This window comes from Streptomyces sp. NBC_00442, assembly GCF_036014195.1.
Lineage (GTDB): Bacteria > Actinomycetota > Actinomycetes > Streptomycetales > Streptomycetaceae > Streptomyces.
Window position 1 is genome coordinate 3287623 of record NZ_CP107918.1, and the last position, 18890, is coordinate 3306512.

Sequence of the window (18890 nt, forward strand, 5' to 3'; positions counted from 1 at the left end):
TGGCGCAAGGGGGCGCGGGTCTGTGGGCGATCCGCTGCGCGTCGGGCCGGCGGCCGGTGGGCGGCGCGCGGGTCAGCGGCGGTCGCGCTGTTCCTCGCGGAGGCGGCGCAGGCGGTTGACCGTGACGGGGTCGTGGGCGAGGGCGCGGGTGTCGTCGAGGAGGGTGTTGAGCAACTGGTAGTAGCGCGTGGGGGACATCGCGAGTTCCTCGCGGATGGCTCGTTCCTTGGCACCGGGGGTGGGCCAGGGGTGGCGTTCCATACGGAGCACTGCGCGGGCGCGGGCGTCCAAGTCGCTGTTCTGAGCGGCGTCGAGGTCGCGGGCCTGAGCGGCGTCGAGGTCACGGGCCTGGGCGTCGTCGAGGTCGCGGGCCTGGGTGCCGCCGAGGTCGGGGGCCGGGGCGGCGTCGAGGTCGCGGGCCTGGGCGGCGTCGAGGTCGGGGACCTGGGCGGCGTCGAGGTCACGGGCCTGAGCGGCGTCGAGGTCACGGGCCTGGGTGCGGCCGAGGTCGCGGGCCTGGGTGCCGCCGAGGTCGGGGGCCGGGGCGTCGGTGCTTCCCGGGCCCTTGCTGGGGTGGCCGTCTTCCAGGTCCTCGTCGGTCATGGGGCCCACGGTAGCTTCCCCACCCCGCCCCTTCCCGAGACCCTCCGGGGGTGGTCTCTTCGGGTGCGGGTGGGGGGATGGTTGCTCGCGCAGTTCCCCGCGCCCCTGACCCCGCTTTCGTCCTCGGGCCGTGGACGGCTGGTCGCGCAGTTCCCCGCGCCCCCAAAAACCCCGGTTCGGCTGCGGACCGTGCCCGCTTCTCGCGCAGTTCCCCGCGCCCCTAGCTACTCGGTGCCTGCCCGCATGGACACCCTCAGCCCGTCATGGGGTCCCCCCCGGGCCCTTGAGGCCTTGGGGGGGATTGAGGACTAGCGCCCTCAAGGCGCGCTACGGGGTCCGGGGCGCAGCCCCAGGGAGCCGCACCCTTCAGAGTTGGCGCACGGGCGGCCGGGTGGGTGGGGAAACCCCGCCCCACTACTGCGCGTTGTCCGCGTCCGTAGCCACCTTCGCGATGTCCTGGAGGACCGACTTCGGGGACCCCCCGGGCGCCACCGCCGAGCCGATCTTCTTCTTCACCGTCTCGCTCACCTTCGGCCACGACGTCTTGCCCACCGGTGGCAGCTCGGACGTCGGGAGCGCGGTCAGGAACGGCTTCAGCTCCGCGTGCTTGGGGTCGGCAGCCATCTCCGAGGACGCCGACACCGTGGACGGCAGCAGGTCGTACTGGTCCGCGAACTGCAGCACGTTCTGGTCGGAGAACGTGAAGTCCAGGAACTTCCCGATCTGCGCCCGGTGCCCGCCCTGCTTGAAGCCCATGATCCAGTCGGCGACACCCATCGTCGCCTTGGCGGGGCCGTTCTGGCCGGGCAGCGCGATCTTCCCTACCTTGATGCCCTTCTTCTTGGCCGCCTCCATCAAGGAGGGATGCCCGTTGAGCATGCCGACGTCGCCCTTCGCGAACGCGTCGAACGCGGCCTGGCGGTTGAGCTTGCCGGGCGCGACCGGGCCGGTCAGTTCGGGCTCGACGAGGTTGCTCTTGAGCCACTCGAAGGTCTGGATGTTCTCGGGCGAGTCGATGTCGTAACCGTCGACGGTGTTGGTGTAGCCGCCGTTGCCGCTGAGCATCCACATCATGGTCTCGGCCTGCGCCTCCTCGCTGCCGAGCGGCAGCGCGAAGGGGGTCTTCACCCCCTTGGCCTTGAGCGCCTTGGCGTCGCTCGCGAGCTCGGCCCACGTGGTGGGCGGCTTGATGTGGGCCTCGTCGAAGAGCGTCTGGTTGTAGAAGAGCAGACGCGTGGAGGCCACGAACGGCATGCCGTACTGGACGCGCTTGACGTTGCCCGCGTCGGCGAGCGGCGCGAGGAAGTTGGCCTCGACGGGGATGGAGAGCAGCTGGTCGGCGCTGTAGAGCTTGCCGGTCGCCGCGTAGTCGGAGTACGCGCCGATCTGCGCGATGTCGGGGGCGTGGCCCGCCTTGACCATCTCGGCGACCTTGGCGTCGACGACGTCCCAGGAGAAGATCTGGACGTCGACCTTGATGCCCGGGTTCTTCTTCTCGAACTCCTCGACGACGTTGTGCCAGTACGTCTTCGTGGTGCTGCCGCCGGCTATGTCGTAGTCGGCGGCCACCAGTTTGAGGGTGGCGTCCCCTGACCCGCTCTCGCCGCCGCATCCGGAGAGCACTGCCGTCATACCGAATGCGGCAACCGCCGCGGTCAAGCCCAAGAAGCGCCTGCGCACGCGCTATCCCACCCTCGTTGTGATCCTCGCGGATCCAGTCGGTCCCCCGTGACGTCCTGTATTGAGCTGCGATGTTCCCTCATTCGGGGGTTTGAGGTCTACACCAGTCGCATATCGCTTCCGCAACGCCCGGTGCAAGGGTACATTGGGAAACTTTCGGCGCGGAAAGCGCTTTCCCCCTCATCCGGCGAGTGGACTAGACCTTTAGTGGGTGTTGGCGCGAGACTGTCCCCGTGAGACACGTCATCGCCCTGGATGTGGGCGGCACCGGGATGAAAGCCGCCCTGGTCGGGGCGGGAAGCGCGATGCCCGACGGGCCTTCCCCCGGGCCCCCCGCCCTGCTCCACGAGGCGCGCCGGCCCACCGGCAGGGAGCGCGGCCCCGACGCCGTGGTCGAGTCGATCCTCGACTTCGCCGCGGATCTGCGGGCGTACGGCGAGGAGCACTTCGGCGAGAGCGCCGTCGCGGCCGGCGTCGCCGTGCCCGGCATCGTCGACGCCGAGAACGGCATCGCCACGTACTCGGCCAACCTCGGCTGGCGCGACGTGCCCATGCGCCGTCTGCTCAGCGAGCGGCTGCGGGGCGTACCGGTGGCGCTCGGCCACGACGTGCGCACCGGTGGGCTCGCCGAGGGCCGCGTCGGCGCGGGCAACGGCACCGACCGCTTCCTGTTCGTGCCGCTCGGCACCGGGATCGCGGGCGCCATCGGCATCGACGGCCGGGTCGAGCCGGGTGCGCACGGCTTCGCCGGGGAGATCGGCCACATCGTCGTACGCCCCGGCGGCGTCGCCTGCCCCTGTGGCCAGCGGGGCTGCCTGGAGCGGCTCGCCTCCGCCTCCGCCGTGTCGCTCGCGTGGGCCGAGGCGAGCGGCGATCCGGACGCGGACGCGGCCGACTGCGCCAAGGCCGTCGAGTCCGGCGACGGCCGGGCGCTCGCCGTGTGGCGCAACGCGATCGACGCGCTCGCCGACGGACTGGTCACCGCGCTCACCCTGCTCGACCCCCGGGTGCTGATCATCGGTGGCGGACTCGCCGAAGCCGGGGAAACCTTGTTCGTACCGCTCCGGGCCGCCGTCGAGGAGCGGGTGACGTTCCAGAAGCTGCCCGAGATCGTCCCGGCCGCCCTCGGAGACACCGCGGGATGCCTGGGCGCGGGGCTGCTCGCCTGGGACCTCGTGGCCGAGACCACCAAGACCCCCGAGCCCGCCACCCCCCGCTCCCCGGCCGCCGGCCCCGACACCGACATCGACCCCGACTCCGACTCCGACTCCAGTGAGGTAACCGCCTGATGGCCGCATCGCTTGTTCTCTCCGGCGCCCGTGTCGTCCTCCCGACCGGGGTCGTCGAGAACGGACGCGTGATCGTCGACGGCACCACGATCTCCGGGGCCGCCCCCGCGGACGCGCTCTCCCTCGACCTGGCGGGCCACTGGGTCGTGCCCGGCTTCGTCGACATGCACAACCACGGCGGCGGCGGTGCGTCGTTCAGCAACGGCACCGTCGAGGACGTGCTCACCGGCGTGCACACCCACCGGCTGCACGGCACCACCACGGTGGTCGCCTCCACGGTGACGGGCGAGATGGACGTGCTCGCCCAGCGCGCCGGGCTGCTGTCCGAGCTGGTCGAGCAGGGCGACCTGGCCGGCATCCACTTCGAGGGACCGTTCATCTCGCCCTGCCGCAAGGGCGCACACAGCGAGGGCCTACTGCGCCACCCGGACCCGGCCGAGGTCCGCAAGCTGCTGGACGCGGCACGCGGCACCGCGAAGATGGTCACGCTCGCCACCGAGCTGCCCGGCGGCCTCGACTCCGTACGGCTGCTCGCCGAGCACGGCGTGATCGCGGCGATCGGTCACACCGACGCCTCGTACGAGCAGACCGTCGAGGCGATCGAGGCGGGCGCCACCGTCGCCACCCACCTCTTCAACGCGATGCCCCCGCTCGGGCACCGCGAGCCGGGTCCGATCGCGGCCCTCCTGGAGGACGACCGGGTCACCGTCGAGCTGATCAACGACGGCACGCATCTGCACCCCGCCGCCCTCGAACTCGCCTTCCACCACAAGGGCGCCGACCGGGTCGCCTTCATCACGGACGCCATGGACGCGGCCGGTTTCGGTGACGGGCTCTACCACCTGGGCCCGCTGGAGGTCGAGGTCAAGCAGGGCGTGGCGCGGCTCGTGGAGGGCGGCTCGATCGCCGGCTCCACGCTCACCCTGGACCGCGCCTTCCAGCGTTCGGTGACCGTCGACGGGCTCGGTGTCGAGGACACCGTGCGGGCGATCTCCGCCAATCCGGCGCGGCTGCTCGGCATCGACGACAAGGTCGGCTCGCTGGAGCCCGGCAAGGACGCCGACCTGGTGGTCCTGGACGCGTCCTTCGCCGTCAAGGGCGTTCTGCGCAAGGGAAGTTGGGTCGTGGAGCCCGGCCTCGACCGAGCCCTCCCCCAGCGGTAGGCGCGCGGCGGCGGGCCCGAGGGATCCACGGGTCTGGGCCTGCCGCCATCCGTTTGGCATGATCACCCCCGTGATTGTGACCGTCACGCTGAACACCGCACTCGACCTCACCTACCGCGTCCCCGCCCTCGTACCGCACGCGAGCCATCGCGTGGACGAGGTCACGGAGCGCCCCGGCGGCAAGGGCCTCAACGTCGCGCGGGTCCTCGCCGCGCTCGGACACGAGAGCGTGGTGACCGGTTTCGCGGGCGGCCCGAGCGGCGAGGTGCTGCGCGGGCTGCTCGCCGGCCTCGGGCCCGTCGACGCGCTCGTGCCCATCGAAGGCGCCACCCGCCGCACGATCGCCGTGGTCGACGCGGCCACCGGCGACACGACCCAGTTCAACGAACCGGGCCCCCTCGTCTCGCCCGCCGAGTGGGACGCGTTCCTCCTCACGTACGGGCGGCTGCTCGACGGCGCCGACGCGGTGGCCCTGTGCGGGAGCCTGCCGCCGGGTCTTCCGGTGGGCGCCTACGCCCAGTTGGTACGCCGGGCCCGCACCGCGAAGGTGCCCGTGCTCCTGGACACCAGCGGCGAGGCGCTGCGGCGCGGCATGGCCGCCCGGCCCGATCTGGCCAAGCCCAACGCCGACGAGCTGGCCCAGCTGACGGGTTCGCGCGAGCCGCTGCGGGCGGCCCGCGATGCCCGGCGCCGCGGCGCTCACACGGTGGTCGCCTCGCTCGGCGCGGAGGGCCTGCTCGCCGCCACCCCCGACGGCCTGTGGCGGGCGGCGCCGCCGGCCGCGGTGCGCGGCAACCCGACGGGCGCCGGCGATTCGGCGGTGGCAGGTCTGCTGTCGGGCCTGGTCGAGGGCCTGGACTGGCCGGGCCGTCTGTCGCGCGCTGTGGCGCTGTCCGTGGCGACCGTACTGGCGCCCACGGCGGGCGAGTTCGACGCGGGGGCGTACGAGAAAACGCTCGGCTCGGTGCGTGTGACCGAGGTGGCCGAGCACACGCACTGAACCGAGCGGATTCGCCGTCAGAAACCGGGCATCAGATGTCAGATATCAGATGTCGGTCCTCAGATGTCGGTCGACAGATGTCGGTCGACAGATGTCAGCCGGCAGACGTCAGCCGGCGGGAGCCGGGCTTCAGGAGCCGGACACCAGCCAGAACTGGTCGAGGTTGGCGTTGCACTGGTTGCCCTGCTCGCAGGAGAGCTTGATCTCGTTGACGCCCTTGGTGAGCTCCACGTTGGCGTACGTGGTCGTCCAGCCCTTGGCCCAGTCACCGGCCTCGGCGTGCGCGAAGTTCTTCATGTTCATCGGGCGCGACTCGGGCTTGCCGTTGAGCGATATCGTCGCGTTCGCGTCGGTGCCGGGGACGCCGAAGCGCAGGTACAGCTTGTACGAGCCGGCCTTCGGCACGGTGGGCTTCCAGGTGACCGAGGCGCCCACGTTGTTGAAGTTGCCGACGAACGCGCCGCCGGTGCCCTTCGCGCCCGCCACGTTCGTGCCGACCTGCGCGGAGCCGCCGAGCGTCAGCGTCGCCGCGTCGCCCTTGGGCAGTGCCGCCGGCGCGGAGCCCGAGGGCGAGGGGCTGGTGCTGGGCGACGAGGGCTGACCTGACGTGGAGCTGCCGGGCTTGGCGGCGTCGTCCTTCTTGTCCTTGTCGTCGCCGTTGCTGACGAGCGCCACGGCGATGCCGATGACGACCGCGGCGACCACCGCGACCGCGCCGATGAGGAGCCCCTTGGTGTTGGGGCCGCGGCCCCCGCCGCCGTTCTGCTGTGGGGGCGGGCCCTGCCGGGGCGGGGCGCCGCCGGGGAAGGTCTCGGGCGCCGCGTACTGCGCGGTCGGCTGCCCGTACTGCTGGGGCGGGATCTGCTGGGCCTGCTGCGGGGGCCCCTGGTACTGGCCCTGGTACTGCTGCTGCGGGATCTGTCCGTACTGGCGCTCACCGACGGTGCGCACCTGGTTGTACGACGTCCTGGGGACTCCGGGCTGCTGCTGCCCCACCGTCGGACCCGGGTAGCCGTAGCCGCCGCCGTTGCGGGGCGGGTTGGCACCTGCTGCCTGCCCGTCCTCGTACAGGTAGCCGAACGGATCGTCGTCCTCGGGGGTGTTCGCGCCGTTGCTGCCGGGCGTCGTCATCCGGGGTCACTCCTCACTGTCCGCCAGCCGTCGCCGACCGGCCGAGCCTACCCCGAACGGACCGCTGCCCGATCTGGCCCCGGTCACACATGATCGGCGTACGGTCCGCTCAGCCCGCCCGGCGGTGGACCTTGGATCGGGACCTCTTCTCGATGTACATCCGCTGGTCGGCCGAGCGCAGGACCTCTTCGACGGACATGCCGCAGCTGGCCCAGCCGATGCCGAAGCTGGCTCCGACGCGGACCGCCCTGCCGTCCACCCGGATGGGCGGGATGATCGCGTTGCGCAGACGAACGGCCAGGTCGGCGGCATCGGCCGAGCCGAGGCCGTCGGCGAGGACGACGAATTCGTCACCCCCGAGGCGGGCCACGGTGTCGCCGTCGCGCACGCCCGTGGTGAGGCGGCGGGCGACCTCGATGAGGACCGCGTCGCCGGTGTGGTGGCCGAACCTGTCGTTGATCGACTTGAAGCCGTCGAGGTCGCAGAAGAGCACCGCGAGCCCCTTCGTACCGTCGTCGATCTCACTGTCGGGGGCCACGGTGTGGACGTGGTGGTCGTAGGGTCCGCCGCCGGGCAGCGCGTCGAAGTCGAAGCCGTCGGCGCGGAACGCGTGGCCGTGTGCTTCGGGCTCGGCTGCGCCCGCGGGGTGGCCGTACGCCGCGTCGAGGGTCTCGGCCGCACTCGCCGGGCCGGTCGAGTGCGGCCGGGGACAGAGCCGCGCCGAGAGCCTCGCGCGCAGTTCGGCGCTGTTGGGCAGGCCGGTCAGGGCGTCGTGGGAGGCGCGGTGGGCGAGCTGGAGCTCGTGCCGCTTGCGGTCCTCGATGTCCTCGACGTGGGTGAGCAGGAAGCGCGGCCCGTCGGCGGTGTCGGCGACCACGGAGTTGCGCAGCGACACCCACACGTAGGTGCCGTCGCGCCGCCCGAGCCGCAGTTCGGCGCGGCCGCCCTCGGCGGAGGTGCGCAGGAGCGTCCCGATGTCCTCGGGGTGCACGAGGTCGGCGAAGGAGTAGCGCCGCATGACGGAGGCGGGCCGGCCGAGCAGCCGGCACAGGGCGTCGTTGGTGCGCAGGAGGCGGCCGTGCTGGTCGCCGCCCATCTCGGCGATGGCCATGCCGGACGGCGCGTACTCGAAGGCCTGGCGGAAGCTTTCCTCGCTGGCGCGCAGGGCCTGCTGTTCGCGTTCGAGGCGGACGAGGGCGCGTTGCATGTTTGCGCGGAGCCGGGCGTTGCTGATCGCAATGGCGGCCTGGGAGGCGTACATCTGGAGCGCTTCGCGTCCCCAGGCGCCGGGCTTGCGGCCGTTGCGGGGCTTGTCGACGGAGATGACGCCGAGGAGCTCCTGGGTGCCGCCCGAGGAGTACATCGGGGCGTAGAGGCGGTCCTGGGGGTGCCACTCGTCCGCGAACCGCGGGTCGGGGCCCTCGGTGTACCACTGGGGGACGTCGTCCTCCAGGAGCACCCAGCCCTCGGTGTACGGGATGAAGCGGAGTCCGTCCCAGTCCTCGCCCATGGACAGGCGCCGGTCCCAGGAGGTGCGCGAGCCGACCCGGCCGGTGATCAGGGCTTCCGCGGCCGCGTTGCCGGCGAAGGCGGCGACGACCAGGTCACCGTCGGGGCGTACGAGATTGACGCACGCCAGCTCGTAGCCCAGGCCCGCGATGACGCCGTCCGCAACGGTCTGCAGCGTGTCCGCAAGGCTGCGGGCCGTGTTGAGCTCCCCGACCACCTGGTGCAGCTGCCGCAGGGTCGCAAGACGGACGTAGGGCTCCGACTCGGTCTCCATTGCTCGCTCTCCCCGAGACCTCGACAGCAACTCCTGGCTTCAGATCGACATTCCTTTTCGCACTGTCCCGCCACTGAATCACAGCGAGCTGTCTAGCCGGTACACAGGGTCAACAAATAGTGCTCTCTGTGACTCAAGTCACAGCAGATGGTGGGGGGTTGGCCGTTCTTTCCGTCTTTGCCCCCTGTCTTTCCTGAACGCAAACACGGGAACGACTCCGCCGCAGGACCTAGGTCCCGCCTGGTCCCGGGGCCCGATGCGGTCCGCGGTGGCAGGAGACTAGCGTTCCGCTTGTGTTGCAGACACCCCTTACCGGCGCCCTTTCCGCACCAGACGCGGCGACCCCTCATCCTGTGGGGGTGAGCAATGACGAGTTCCGCGCCGCGATGTCCCGGCTTGCCGCGGGCGTGGTCCTGGTGACCGCGCACGACACCGACCACGGGCCGCGCGGCGAAGACGTGGGCATGACCGCGACGGCGTTCCTCTCGGTCTCGCTCGACCCGCCCCTCGTCCTGGTCTCGCTGCGGTGCGGCTCGCGGATGGACGACCTCCTCGCGGAACAGCCGCTGTGGGGGGTCTCGCTGCTCTCCGAGAGCCAGCGCCACATCGCGGGCCGGTTCGCGATGAAGGGCCGGATCAGCGACCGGCTGCTGTTCGAGGACATCCCGTACAGCAGGGGCGAGGCGAGCGGCGCCCCACTGGTCGGCGGCGCGCTGGCGACGCTGGAATGCCGCACCGAGCAGCGCGTCGAGGCGGGCGATCACACGCTGGCCATCGGCCGCGTCCTGACGGCCCGGCTCCCGAGCGCGGAGGGCGGCCCGCTGACGTACTTCCGGGGCCGGTACCGGCAGTTGGGCTGACGCGAACCGCCCGCAGGGGTCGTGCGGGCGGAAAGGGGCCGGCCGGGCCCCGGGCGGCCGGCGGGCTACCAGTCCTGGCCGGAGCGGCCCTTCTTCGTCTGCGCGCGCTGCTTCTTCTCGCGCAGCCGGCGCTCATTGATGCCGCGCGGGATCTTGGTGGCGCGGCGCGGCTTGGGCGGCGGGGCGGTCGCCTCGGCGAGCAGGGCGGCGAGGCGGACCGCGGCGGTCTCACGGTTGCGCCACTGCGAGCGGTGCTCGGAGGCGCGCACGGAGACGACGCCGCCCACCAGCCGGCTCGCGAGCCGTTCGAGGGCGCGGGCCTTCCACACCTCCGGCAGCGACTCGGTCCGCTCCAGGTCGAAGCGGAGCTCGACCTGCGAGTCGCTGGTGTTGACGTGCTGGCCGCCGGGCCCTGACGACCTGGAGAAACGCCAGATCAGCTCGGCCTCCGGGAGGGAGACGGAGCCGCGGATGACATAGGGCCCGGACATGACATCCATGGTGACGGGTGCCCGGCACCGCGTCACCCTCTTTTCCCGCGACCGGCCGCGCCGCTTTCCCCGCGGCCGTCCGTGCTCCTGTCCCCGCGGCCGTCCGTGGCTTTCCCCTTGACGCCGCCTTGGCAAAGAAAGCAAAGCGGGATGGAACCTCACGGTCCCCTGCCGACGTTATGGGGAATGACGGTAGCTTCGGGACGGCTCGAAGCCCGCAGATCACGAAGCAGAAGAAGGGGACATCCCATGGCTGTAAGCCTGTCCAAGGGCGGAAACGTCTCGCTCACCAAGGAGGCCCCGGGCCTGACCGCCGTCACGGTCGGCCTCGGCTGGGACGTCCGCACCACCACCGGTACCGACTTCGACCTCGACGCCTCGGCCATCGCGGTGAACACGACGGGCAAGGTCTACTCCGACGGCCACTTCGTGTTCTTCAACAACAAGTCGACGCCGGACCAGACCATCGTCCACACCGGTGACAACACCACCGGCCAGGGCGAGGGCGACGACGAGGCCATCAACGTCAACCTCGCGGGCCTTCCCGCCGACGTCGACAAGATCGTCTTCCCGGTCTCCATCTACGACGCCGAGACCCGCTCGCAGAACTTCGGCCAGGTGCGCAACGCCTACATCCGGATCGTCAACCAGGCCGGCGGCGCCGAGATCGCCCGCTACGACCTGAGCGAGGACGCGGCGACGGAGACCGCGATGGTCTTCGGCGAGCTGTACCGCAACGGTGCGGAGTGGAAGTTCCGCGCCGTGGGCCAGGGTTACGCCTCGGGCCTGGTCGGCATCGCGCAGGACTTCGGCGTCAGCGTCTGACGTTCCGCGGGTGACGTCCCGCATGGTGAGACCCCGCGGGTGATGTCCCGCGTGTGAGGTCCCGCGGGTGACGTCCCGCGGATGAGGTGCCCCCGGCGTTCACCGCCGGGGGCACCTGCATGTGCATGTGTACGTCTGGTGCACGTGTGTCGACGGAACCGACACACACATTCCGCCCGCTGTCTTCCAACTCGCTTGTCCGCGGCCGGAATTCGCCGTTGAGCGGACAGGGGCGCACCCCATTCGGACACGATCAGGTCAAATACTTGTCGCGTCACTGTCAAGAACTGGTCACCTGCTGGCAGTCTCCAACTCGCCCCCACAGAACGAGTGAAGGAGACCACCGAGTGCGAACCACTCTGCGTGCCGCCGCTCTTGCTGCATCCGCCGCCATGGTCGTCGTCGGCGTACAGGCCGGCTCGTCCGCCGGCGCCACCGACCGCGCCGCCGGTGCCACCGCCCTGGACCTGACCACCGTCCAGCGCGCCGACGCCCTGCGCTCCGCCCAGGACGCGGCGCCCGCCGCCGCCCGCACCCTCGGGCTCGGCGCCCAGGAGAAGCTCGTCGTCCGCGACGTCATCAAGGACGCCGACGGCACGGTCCACACCCGCTACGAGCGCACCTTCGACGGCCTGCCCGTCCTCGGCGGCGACCTCGTCGTGCACACCGCCAAGGACGGCGCCGTCAAGGGCGTCGACAAGGCGACCGACGCGAAGATATCCGTCGCCACCACCACCTCGCTCAAGGCCGCCCCCACCGGCTCCCGCAAGGTCGTCTGGGCCGCCTCGGGCAAGCCCGTCCTCGCCTACGAGCGCACCGTCACCGGCACCCAGCCGGACGGCACCCCGAGCCGCCGCGACATCGTCACGGACGCCACCACCGGCGCCCAGCTCTACTCCCACGAGGAGATCGAGACGGGCACCGGCACCAGCGAGTACTCCGGCACGGTCACGCTCGGCACCACCAAGAGCGGGTCGACCTACAGCCTCAACGACGCCTCGCGCGGCGGTCACATGACGTACGACCTGAAGGGCGGCAGCTCCGGCAAGGGCACGCTCTTCACGAAGTCCACCGACACGTGGGGCAACGGCTCCCCGTCCAACCGCGAGACCGCCGCCGTCGACGCGCACTACGGCGCCGCCGAGACGTGGGACTTCTACAAGACCGAGCTCGGCCGCAACGGCATCGCCGGCAACGGCAAGGCCGCCTACAGCCGTGTCCACTACGGCAACGCGTACGTCAACGCGTTCTGGGACGACAGCTGCTTCTGCATGACGTACGGCGACGGCGAGGGCAACAAGAAGCCGCTCACCGCGCTCGACGTCGCCGGCCACGAGATGAGCCACGGCCTGACCGCCGCCACCGCCAAGCTGAACTACAGCGGCGAGTCCGGCGGCCTCAACGAGGCGACCAGCGACATGTTCGGCACCTCCGTCGAGTTCTACGCCAACAACGCCTCCGACAAGGGCGACTACCTCATCGGCGAGAAGATCGACATCAACGGCGACGGCACCCCGCTGCGCTACATGGACAAGCCGAGCAAGGACGGCGCGTCGGCCGACTACTGGTCGAGCGGCGTCGGCAACAAGGACGTGCACTACTCGTCCGGCCCCGCCAACCACTTCTTCTACCTGCTGTCCGAGGGCAGCGGCGCGAAGACGATCAACGGGGTGAGCTACAACTCGCCGACGTACGACAACTCCAAGGTCACCGGGATCGGCCGCGTCAAGGCGTACAAGATCTGGTACAAGGCGCTCTCCACGTACATGACCTCGACCACCAACTACAAGGCCGCGCGCGCCGCGACCCTGAAGGCGGCGGGCGACCTGTACGGCACCACGAGCACCGAGTACAAGACGGTGGCGGCCGCCTGGACCGCCATCAACGTGAAGTAACCCGCGCGCCGCGGCGCCGCACGGTTACCGCTCAACTCACCTGGTTCTACGGAGAGTCCGGCGGGAAGCACGGGCCCCTCACGGGGAATCCGGCTTCCCGTCCCCGTAGAGCCAGGTGTTCCACACCTGCGTGAGCCGGTGGCCCGCCTCGCCGTCCACGAAGCGGGTGAAGTCCTTGGTCGAGGCATTGGCGTGCCGGTGGGCGCGCAGCCAGTCCTGGACGAGCGCGAAGAACTTCTCGTCGCCGACCGCCTCACGGACCTTGTGGACGGCCATGGCGCCCCGCACGTACACCGGGCGGCCCGACACATCGGCCGCGGTCGGCGGGGCCGCGGGCGGGAACGCCCAGATCTCGTCGCCGTCGTCCTTCGCGTACTCGGTGTCGAAGTGCTCCTGCGCGCTCATCCCGCCGTGGTCCTCGCTCCACAGCCACTCCGCGTACTGCGCGAACCCCTCGTTGAGCCACATGTCACGCCAGGCGGCCGGGGTGACGGAGTCACCGAACCACTGGTGGGCCAGCTCGTGCACCAGGGTGCTGAGGTCGAACTGGTCGAGCGGCATCACCGGCCGGTTCTGCGTCTCCAGGGCGTAGCCCGCGGACTTCGCCGGCGCGACGACCACCCCGGTGGAGGAGAACGGGTAGGACCCGAACTTCTCCTCCTCCCACGCTAGGATGTCCGGCAGTTGAGCGACGACCTGCGCGGTCCGCTCCTTCGCGGCCGGGTCGACGGCGGTGTAGACCGGGATGCCGGACTTGGTGGTCCCCTTGTCGTCGATCTCGTACGGCCCGATCGCGAGCATCGCCAGATACGTGGCCATGGGCTCCTTGGTGCGCCAACTGAACGCCGTGCGGCCCCCGTTGTGGACGGTGGACGTCAACTCGCCGTTGGACACGACGCGCAGGCCGTCGGGAACGGTCACCTTGATGTCGTAGGTGGCCTTGTCGCTCGGGTGGTTGTTGGAGGGGAACCAGGCCATGGAACCGGTGGGCTCGCCCAGGGCGAGGACGCCGCCGCCCGGTGACGTCAGCCAGCCCTCCTTGGAGCCGTCGGAGTCCGTGATGGTCCTGGGCCTGCCCGAGTAGCGCACGTACGCCGTGAACGTCTCGCCCCGGCCCAGGTCCTCCTGGGGACGCAGGGTCAGCTCGTCACCGGCCCGGTTGACGGCCGCGGGCTCGTCGTCGACGGTGGCGTCCCGCACGTCCATCCCGGCGAAGTCCAGGTCGAAGGCGCTGAGGTCCTTGGTGGCCCGCGCCACGATGGTCGCCCCGCCCGAGAGGGTTCCGGTCGCCGGGTCGTACGCCAGGTCGAGGCCGTAGTGCTGGACGTCGTAGCCGTCGTTGCCGAGCCGGGGAAAGAGCGGATCACGCGTGCCGGAGGCGCCCGGTGTGCCGTTCACCCCGCCGGTGCAGGAGGTGACGGCGAGGGCGGCGAGCAGCGCGACTGCGATGCGCCCGCGCCTGCCGCGCCCGGCCCCGGGCCCCTTCGGCGTCGTCCGCCGCTCCGGTCGTTTGTCCACGTCCGTGATCCTACGGGCGCCCCGGCAACCCGCCACCGGGGACGGCCCATTACCCCTCCGAGGGGCTACGCCGTCACGGCCCCCGCGAGGGACTACGTCGTCACGTGGCGGGACTACTTCGCCAGTGCGGCGACCCCGGCCTGCGCGAACTTCTCGTCGAGGTCGCCGCTGGGCGCACCGGCCACGCCGACGCCCGCGACCGGAGCGCCCTTGGCCTGGACGGGCGCGCCGCCGGCGAGGAACAGCGTGCCCGGGATGTCCTTGAGGTTGGGGGTCTGGGCGAGCCGCCCGGCCAGGACGGAGGTGGGCGCGTTCCAGGAGACGGCGGTGTACGCCTTGCGCTCGGCCGACTCGGGCGACTGCGGGCCCGCACCGTCGCCGCGCAGCGTGACCAGGGTGTTGCCGTCACGGTCGACGACGGCGACGGACACCTTCTGGTGGTCCTTGCCGGCGGCGTCGAGCGCCGCCTGGGCGGCCTTGGTGGCGGCCGCGACGGTCAGGTGGGTGGAGGTGGTGAGGTTGCGGTCGCCCGCGTCGGCCTTGACGGCGCCCGCGGCCGGGGTGGCACGGGCGGCCGGGGTGGCCGCGTTGGCGGAGACGACGCCGAAGGTTCCGGCGGCGCCGATGGCGAGGGCGGTGACGGAGAGGGCGAGCTTCTTGTTCTTCACGGTGAGGCCCTTCGTGGCGGTGAGGTTCATGCTTCGATCCTCGCGGCGCGCGCGCCCCTTCCCCGTCGGCGAACCGGCTGCCTCCGGGCGCCGGATCGGCCGACCCGCCTGTCAGCCGATCGGATGATGCGAGGGTGGGTACGCCGGGTGACGATGGGGCGTACGCGCAGGTACCGATGAGGTGTACGCGCAGGCGATGAGGCGTACGCGCAGGCGGTAGGTGTGGCAGGCGGTAGGCGGGACGGGACGGGACGGGAAGGAGGGCGATGGTGGAGGACGGCGAGGCGCGCGCGGCGAGCGGCGGGCACGCGTCGGTGAGCGATGGACACGCCTCGGTGAGCGGCGGGCACGGGCTGGCGCGCGGCGCGGAAGACCGCACGGCGGGCGGGCCGCGGCTCGGTGCGACGGGGCTTGGCGGTGACGACGCCGCCGGGACCGAGCGGTGGCTGCCCGTGGTGATGCACGCCGCGTTCTTCCTGCTCCTCGGCGCCTCGCTCGCGCGGTTCCTCATCCGCCACCCCGGCGAGCCCCGCACCCCCTGGATCATCGCGCTGTCCACCGCCCTGGCCCTGCTGTACGTGCTCGGCCCGGTGCTCGGCCCGGTGGTCGGCCCCGCGACCGGCTCGCGGCCCACCCCGAGGCGGCTGGCCTGGCTCGGCGGGGTCGTCGCCACCTGGATGGTCCTGGTGGTGCTCGCGCCGAGTTTCGCGTGGTGTGCGGTGCCGCTGTTCTACACGGGCCTGCGCACGCTCCGGCCCCGGGCCGCCGTGGCGCTCGTCGTGGTCCTGACGGCGTTCGTCGTCACCGCTCAGGTCGAGCTGGCCGGCAACGGCACCGGCTTCGATCCGAACCTCGTGCTCGCGCCGCCCGCCGTCGCGGCGATCGCGACGGCCGTGTTCGTACAGATGCAACGCCAGGCGGACCGGCAGCGCGAACTGACGGCGCGGCAACGGGAGTTGATCGACGACCTGCTGCGCACCCGGCGTGAACTCGCCGCCACCGAGCGCCGCGAGGGCACGCTGGCCGAGCGGCAGCGGCTCTCCATGGAGATCCACGACAGCCTCGCCCAGGGCCTGTCCAGCCAGCGGATGCTGCTCCAGGCCGCCGACCGGATGTGGTCCGCCGACCCCGGCACGGCGCGCCGGCACGTCCGCACCGCCGAGTCCATCGCGGAACGCAACCTCGCCGAGGCGCGCCGTTTCGTCCACGATCTGGCCCCGGCCGACCTGGCTGCGGGCGGCGGCCTCGACGAGGCGCTGCGCACGCTGGCGGCACGGGAGTCCGCGGAGTCGGGAGGCATCGAGGTGCGCTGCCACATCGACGGGGCGCCCGTCGTGGCGCTGCCCGACCGCGTCGGCTCGGCGCTCCTGCGCATCGCCCAGGGCGCGCTCGCGAACGTACGGGAGCACGCGGGGGCCACGACCGCGGCGCTCACGCTCACCTATCTGGGCGACCAGGTGGTCCTGGACATCGCGGACGACGGCCGGGGTTTCGCGCCGGAGGCCGGCGCCGGGGCAGGTGTACGCGAGGGCGGCGTACGGGAGCGTGGCGTACGGGAGCGTGGCGTACGCGGTCATGGTCTTCCCGCGATGCGGGCGCGGGTCGGCCGGCTCGGGGGCAGCCTCACCGTGGAGTCGGCCCCCGGCGAAGGCACCGTCCTGTCCGCAGCGATCCCCCTGGAGCCCCGGCCATGAACGACGACCGCGCCCGCCCCGCGCACCCCGCGCACCCCGTACGGATCCTGCTCTGCGACGACCACGCGGTGGTACGCGCGGGTCTGCTCGCGCTCATCGGCAGCGAACCGGACATCGAGGTGGCCGGGGAGGCGGGCAGTGGCGAGGAGGCGGTGGCCGCGGCGGCGAAGCTGAAGCCGGACGTGGTGCTGATGGACCTCCAGCTGGGGCCGGGCATCGACGGGGTGGAGGCGACGCGCCGCATCGCCACGACCGGGGTGCACGTGCTGGTCCTGACGACCTACGACACGGACGCGGACATCACGCGGGCGATCGCCGCGGGGGCGACGGGGTACCTCCTGAAGGCGGAGCGGCCCGAGGAGCTGTTCGCCGCGATCCGGGCCGCGGCGCAGGGACGCACGACGCTGTCCGCGCCGGTCGCGGGCCGCGTCATGAACCAGCTGCGCGGCGCGTCCGGCCCCGCGCTGACTCCCCGCGAACTCGACATCCTGGCGCAGCTCGCGGGGGGTCTCGGCAACCGGGACATCGCGCGGGCTCTGTTCATCAGCGAGGCGACGGTGAAGACGCATCTGGGGCGGATCTACGAGAAGCTCGGCGTCGACACGCGGGCCGGCGCGGTAGCAGTAGCCACCGAACGCCGCCTCCTCACCTAGCCCGGCGCCGGGTGCCCTACAAGGGCGCGGGGCTGAGACATTGCGCGGCTCCGCCGCGGTAAGCGCGAGCCATCAGCGCCGGGTGCCCTACAAGGGGCACAGGGCTGTGACATTGCGCGGGCCCGCCGCGTAAGCGCGAGCCATCAGCGCCGGGTGCCCTACAAGGGGCACAGGGAACTGCGCGAGAAGCGGGCACGGTCCGCAGACGAAGACGGGTTTTGGGGGCGCGGGGAACTGCGCGAGAAGCGGGCACGGTCCGCAGACGAACCGGGGTTTTCAGGGACGCGGGGAACTGCGCAAAATCGTGGCGGTCCCCGCGCGCACAGGGGCCCGGGGGCGGGCGAGGCGGCCACATCCGGCATGACACCATCGACCCGTGCTCGACATCGGCTACTCCCTATCCCGCCGCTTCCCCGACCCCACCCGCATCGACTACCGCACCGCAGACGTCTACACCCTGCGCCACGACCTGTTCTGCGGAGACGTCTACCTCGCCGACACCAAGGCGGACCGCGAGGTGTCCACAGCCTGGGGATGGGTTCCGGTGCTCGACTTCGCGTGGGCGCTGTGCGACACCGTGGAACACCTCGACCGCGACCCCCTGGGCTCCCGCGCCGCCCGGCCCCAGTACGCCGAGATCGACTTCACCGAGTCCTCCGACCGGATGCTGTTCGAGCGCCGCTTCGGCTGGGTGGACGTGGAGGCGGACTGGATGCCCGGCGACGAGGAGCCCCTCACGTTCTCGTACGCCGAACTCCGGCGCGAGACAAGGGACTTCCTGCATGACCTGATCGCCGACCTGACCGACATGCACGAGGACCTCGGCGAGAACCCGGTCGTCTGGGACCTCCAGGCCCGCTTCCCCCGTATCGACTAGCGGGAGCGGAGCACCAGCACCAGCACCAGCACCAGCACCAGCACCAGCGGCGCAACCCCCGCCCCCACTCCCTCACGCCTCCACCCGCACCCCCACCTGCGCCGCGAACGCCGGTGCGAGATCGAGTAGTTGGGACGGGCTGATGACCGCGCCGGCCAGCCGCTCCACCCCGCGCGCGATGTCGAGCAGCGTCGCGCCCCGCAGATCGACGTCCGTCATCCGCACGCCCGTGAAGTCGGCCCCGCGCAGCTCGCAGCCGCGGAACTCGACCCGGGTCAGCTTGGCGCCGCCGAAGTCGGGCTCGGAGAGCACGCAGCCGTCGAAGACGACGTCGCGCAGCCCGGCCTCGCGCAGGTTCAGGTAGTCGATCTTCCCGCCCTTGATCAGCACCCTTTCGAGCACCGCGCCGTGCAGCTGCACCCCGCCCATCCGGACGTCGCGCACCTCCACGTCACGCAGGCTGGCCCGGGAGAGATCCGTACCCACGCCTCGGACGCCCGAGAGCACCGAGTCGATGAAGCGGGCCCCGGTCAGCCGTGTGTCGTCCAGGACGCAGCCGTAGACGCCGCAGTCGAGGAAACGCGCGCCGGTCGCCTGCTGGCGCGCCAGGTCGAGGTCCCTGAACTCCAGCCCGTCGTAGTCTCCCTCCGGCTCCAGCTCACCCGCGCCGAAGGGCGCAAGGGGCGGCAGCCGCACCTCCACCCTGCGGGCACCCGCCGTAGCCGCCGTCTTCTTCGCACTCCGTGCCGCTGCCATGTCC

At 71.7% G+C, this 18890-nt stretch carries 17 protein-coding genes; 9 read left to right on the plus strand and 8 right to left on the minus strand.

All coding sequences use genetic code 11. The features are described 5' to 3' along the window. Positions 1 to 72 precede the first annotated feature (72 nt). Both OG432_RS14810 and OG432_RS14815 read right to left on the minus strand, forming a co-directional pair. A complete protein-coding gene (locus tag OG432_RS14810; protein ID WP_328315111.1) occupies positions 73 to 291 on the minus strand; it encodes a DUF3263 domain-containing protein in 219 nt (72 codons plus the stop codon). A 726-nt stretch (positions 292 to 1017) separates the two neighbouring features. Beyond that, on the minus strand, positions 1018 to 2235 hold the full coding sequence (locus OG432_RS14815) for an extracellular solute-binding protein (RefSeq protein WP_328311408.1): 1218 nt from the start codon (positions 2233 to 2235) through the stop codon (positions 1018 to 1020). Between the two features lie 281 nt (positions 2236 to 2516). Here OG432_RS14815 and OG432_RS14820 point away from each other — a divergent pair, with 281 nt between their 5' ends. The 3 genes from OG432_RS14820 (at position 2517) to OG432_RS14830 (ending at position 5735) form a co-directional block, all read left to right on the plus strand. Beyond that, positions 2517 to 3572: an ROK family protein gene (locus OG432_RS14820; RefSeq protein WP_328311409.1), complete on the plus strand. Its 1056-nt coding sequence runs from the start codon at positions 2517 to 2519 to the stop codon at positions 3570 to 3572. Further along, entirely contained in the window at positions 3572 to 4735 is a 1164-nt protein-coding gene (gene nagA / locus OG432_RS14825; protein WP_328311410.1) for an N-acetylglucosamine-6-phosphate deacetylase, read from the plus strand. The genes OG432_RS14820 and nagA overlap by 1 nt, the downstream gene beginning before the upstream one ends. Positions 4736 to 4805: 70 nt before the next feature. Next, positions 4806 to 5735, plus strand: a complete 930-nt coding sequence (locus OG432_RS14830) for a 1-phosphofructokinase family hexose kinase (protein ID WP_328311411.1) — start codon at positions 4806 to 4808, stop codon at positions 5733 to 5735. A 129-nt stretch (positions 5736 to 5864) separates the two neighbouring features. Here OG432_RS14830 and OG432_RS14835 read toward each other — a convergent pair whose 3' ends face one another. Further along, positions 5865 to 6866 (minus strand): CBM35 domain-containing protein, encoded by a 1002-nt coding sequence (locus OG432_RS14835; protein ID WP_328311412.1) that lies wholly within the window; start codon positions 6864 to 6866, stop codon positions 5865 to 5867. Between the two features lie 109 nt (positions 6867 to 6975). Further along, entirely contained in the window at positions 6976 to 8649 is a 1674-nt protein-coding gene (gene cdgB, locus OG432_RS14840; RefSeq protein WP_328311413.1) for a diguanylate cyclase CdgB, read from the minus strand. Between the two features lie 386 nt (positions 8650 to 9035). Between cdgB and OG432_RS14845 the strand changes: the two genes are divergently transcribed. Next, positions 9036 to 9509: a flavin reductase family protein gene (locus OG432_RS14845; protein ID WP_443058573.1), complete on the plus strand. Its 474-nt coding sequence runs from the start codon at positions 9036 to 9038 to the stop codon at positions 9507 to 9509. Between the two features lie 65 nt (positions 9510 to 9574). On the opposite strand, the gene arfB is transcribed toward OG432_RS14845, so the two are convergent. Further along, entirely contained in the window at positions 9575 to 10009 is a 435-nt protein-coding gene (gene arfB / locus OG432_RS14850) for an alternative ribosome rescue aminoacyl-tRNA hydrolase ArfB (RefSeq protein WP_328311414.1), read from the minus strand. 240 nt (positions 10010 to 10249) lie between these two features. On the opposite strand from arfB, the gene OG432_RS14855 reads away from it, so the two are divergent. Both OG432_RS14855 and OG432_RS14860 read left to right on the plus strand, forming a co-directional pair. Continuing rightward, positions 10250 to 10825: a TerD family protein gene (locus OG432_RS14855; protein WP_328311415.1), complete on the plus strand. Its 576-nt coding sequence runs from the start codon at positions 10250 to 10252 to the stop codon at positions 10823 to 10825. Positions 10826 to 11217: 392 nt separating this feature from the next. Next, a complete protein-coding gene (locus tag OG432_RS14860) occupies positions 11218 to 12720 on the plus strand; it encodes a M4 family metallopeptidase (protein WP_328315113.1) in 1503 nt (500 codons plus the stop codon). Positions 12721 to 12798: 78 nt separating this feature from the next. Here OG432_RS14860 and OG432_RS14865 read toward each other — a convergent pair whose 3' ends face one another. Both OG432_RS14865 and OG432_RS14870 read right to left on the minus strand, forming a co-directional pair. After that, complete coding sequence (locus tag OG432_RS14865; RefSeq protein ID WP_328311416.1) at positions 12799 to 14238, minus strand: M1 family metallopeptidase; 1440 nt, start codon at positions 14236 to 14238, stop codon at positions 12799 to 12801. Positions 14239 to 14351: 113 nt separating this feature from the next. Further along, on the minus strand, positions 14352 to 14936 hold the full coding sequence (locus OG432_RS14870) for a GlcG/HbpS family heme-binding protein (protein ID WP_328311417.1): 585 nt from the start codon (positions 14934 to 14936) through the stop codon (positions 14352 to 14354). A gap of 236 nt (positions 14937 to 15172) precedes the next feature. On the opposite strand from OG432_RS14870, the gene OG432_RS14875 reads away from it, so the two are divergent. The 3 genes from OG432_RS14875 (at position 15173) to OG432_RS14885 (ending at position 18130) form a co-directional block, all read left to right on the plus strand. After that, positions 15173 to 16600 (plus strand): sensor histidine kinase, encoded by a 1428-nt coding sequence (locus OG432_RS14875; RefSeq protein WP_328311418.1) that lies wholly within the window; start codon positions 15173 to 15175, stop codon positions 16598 to 16600. Further along, positions 16597 to 17253 carry a response regulator transcription factor gene (locus OG432_RS14880; RefSeq protein WP_328311419.1) on the plus strand — a complete coding sequence of 219 codons (657 nt, stop codon included), beginning with the start codon at positions 16597 to 16599 and terminating at the stop codon, positions 17251 to 17253. Before OG432_RS14875 ends, OG432_RS14880 begins: the two co-directional genes overlap by 4 nt. Before the next feature lie 376 nt (positions 17254 to 17629). After that, a complete protein-coding gene (locus OG432_RS14885) occupies positions 17630 to 18130 on the plus strand; it encodes a hypothetical protein (RefSeq protein ID WP_328311420.1) in 501 nt (166 codons plus the stop codon). 72 nt (positions 18131 to 18202) lie between these two features. On the opposite strand, the gene OG432_RS14890 is transcribed toward OG432_RS14885, so the two are convergent. Then, positions 18203 to 18886: a pentapeptide repeat-containing protein gene (locus tag OG432_RS14890; RefSeq protein ID WP_328311421.1), complete on the minus strand. Its 684-nt coding sequence runs from the start codon at positions 18884 to 18886 to the stop codon at positions 18203 to 18205. Between the last annotated feature and the right edge of the window lie 4 nt (positions 18887 to 18890).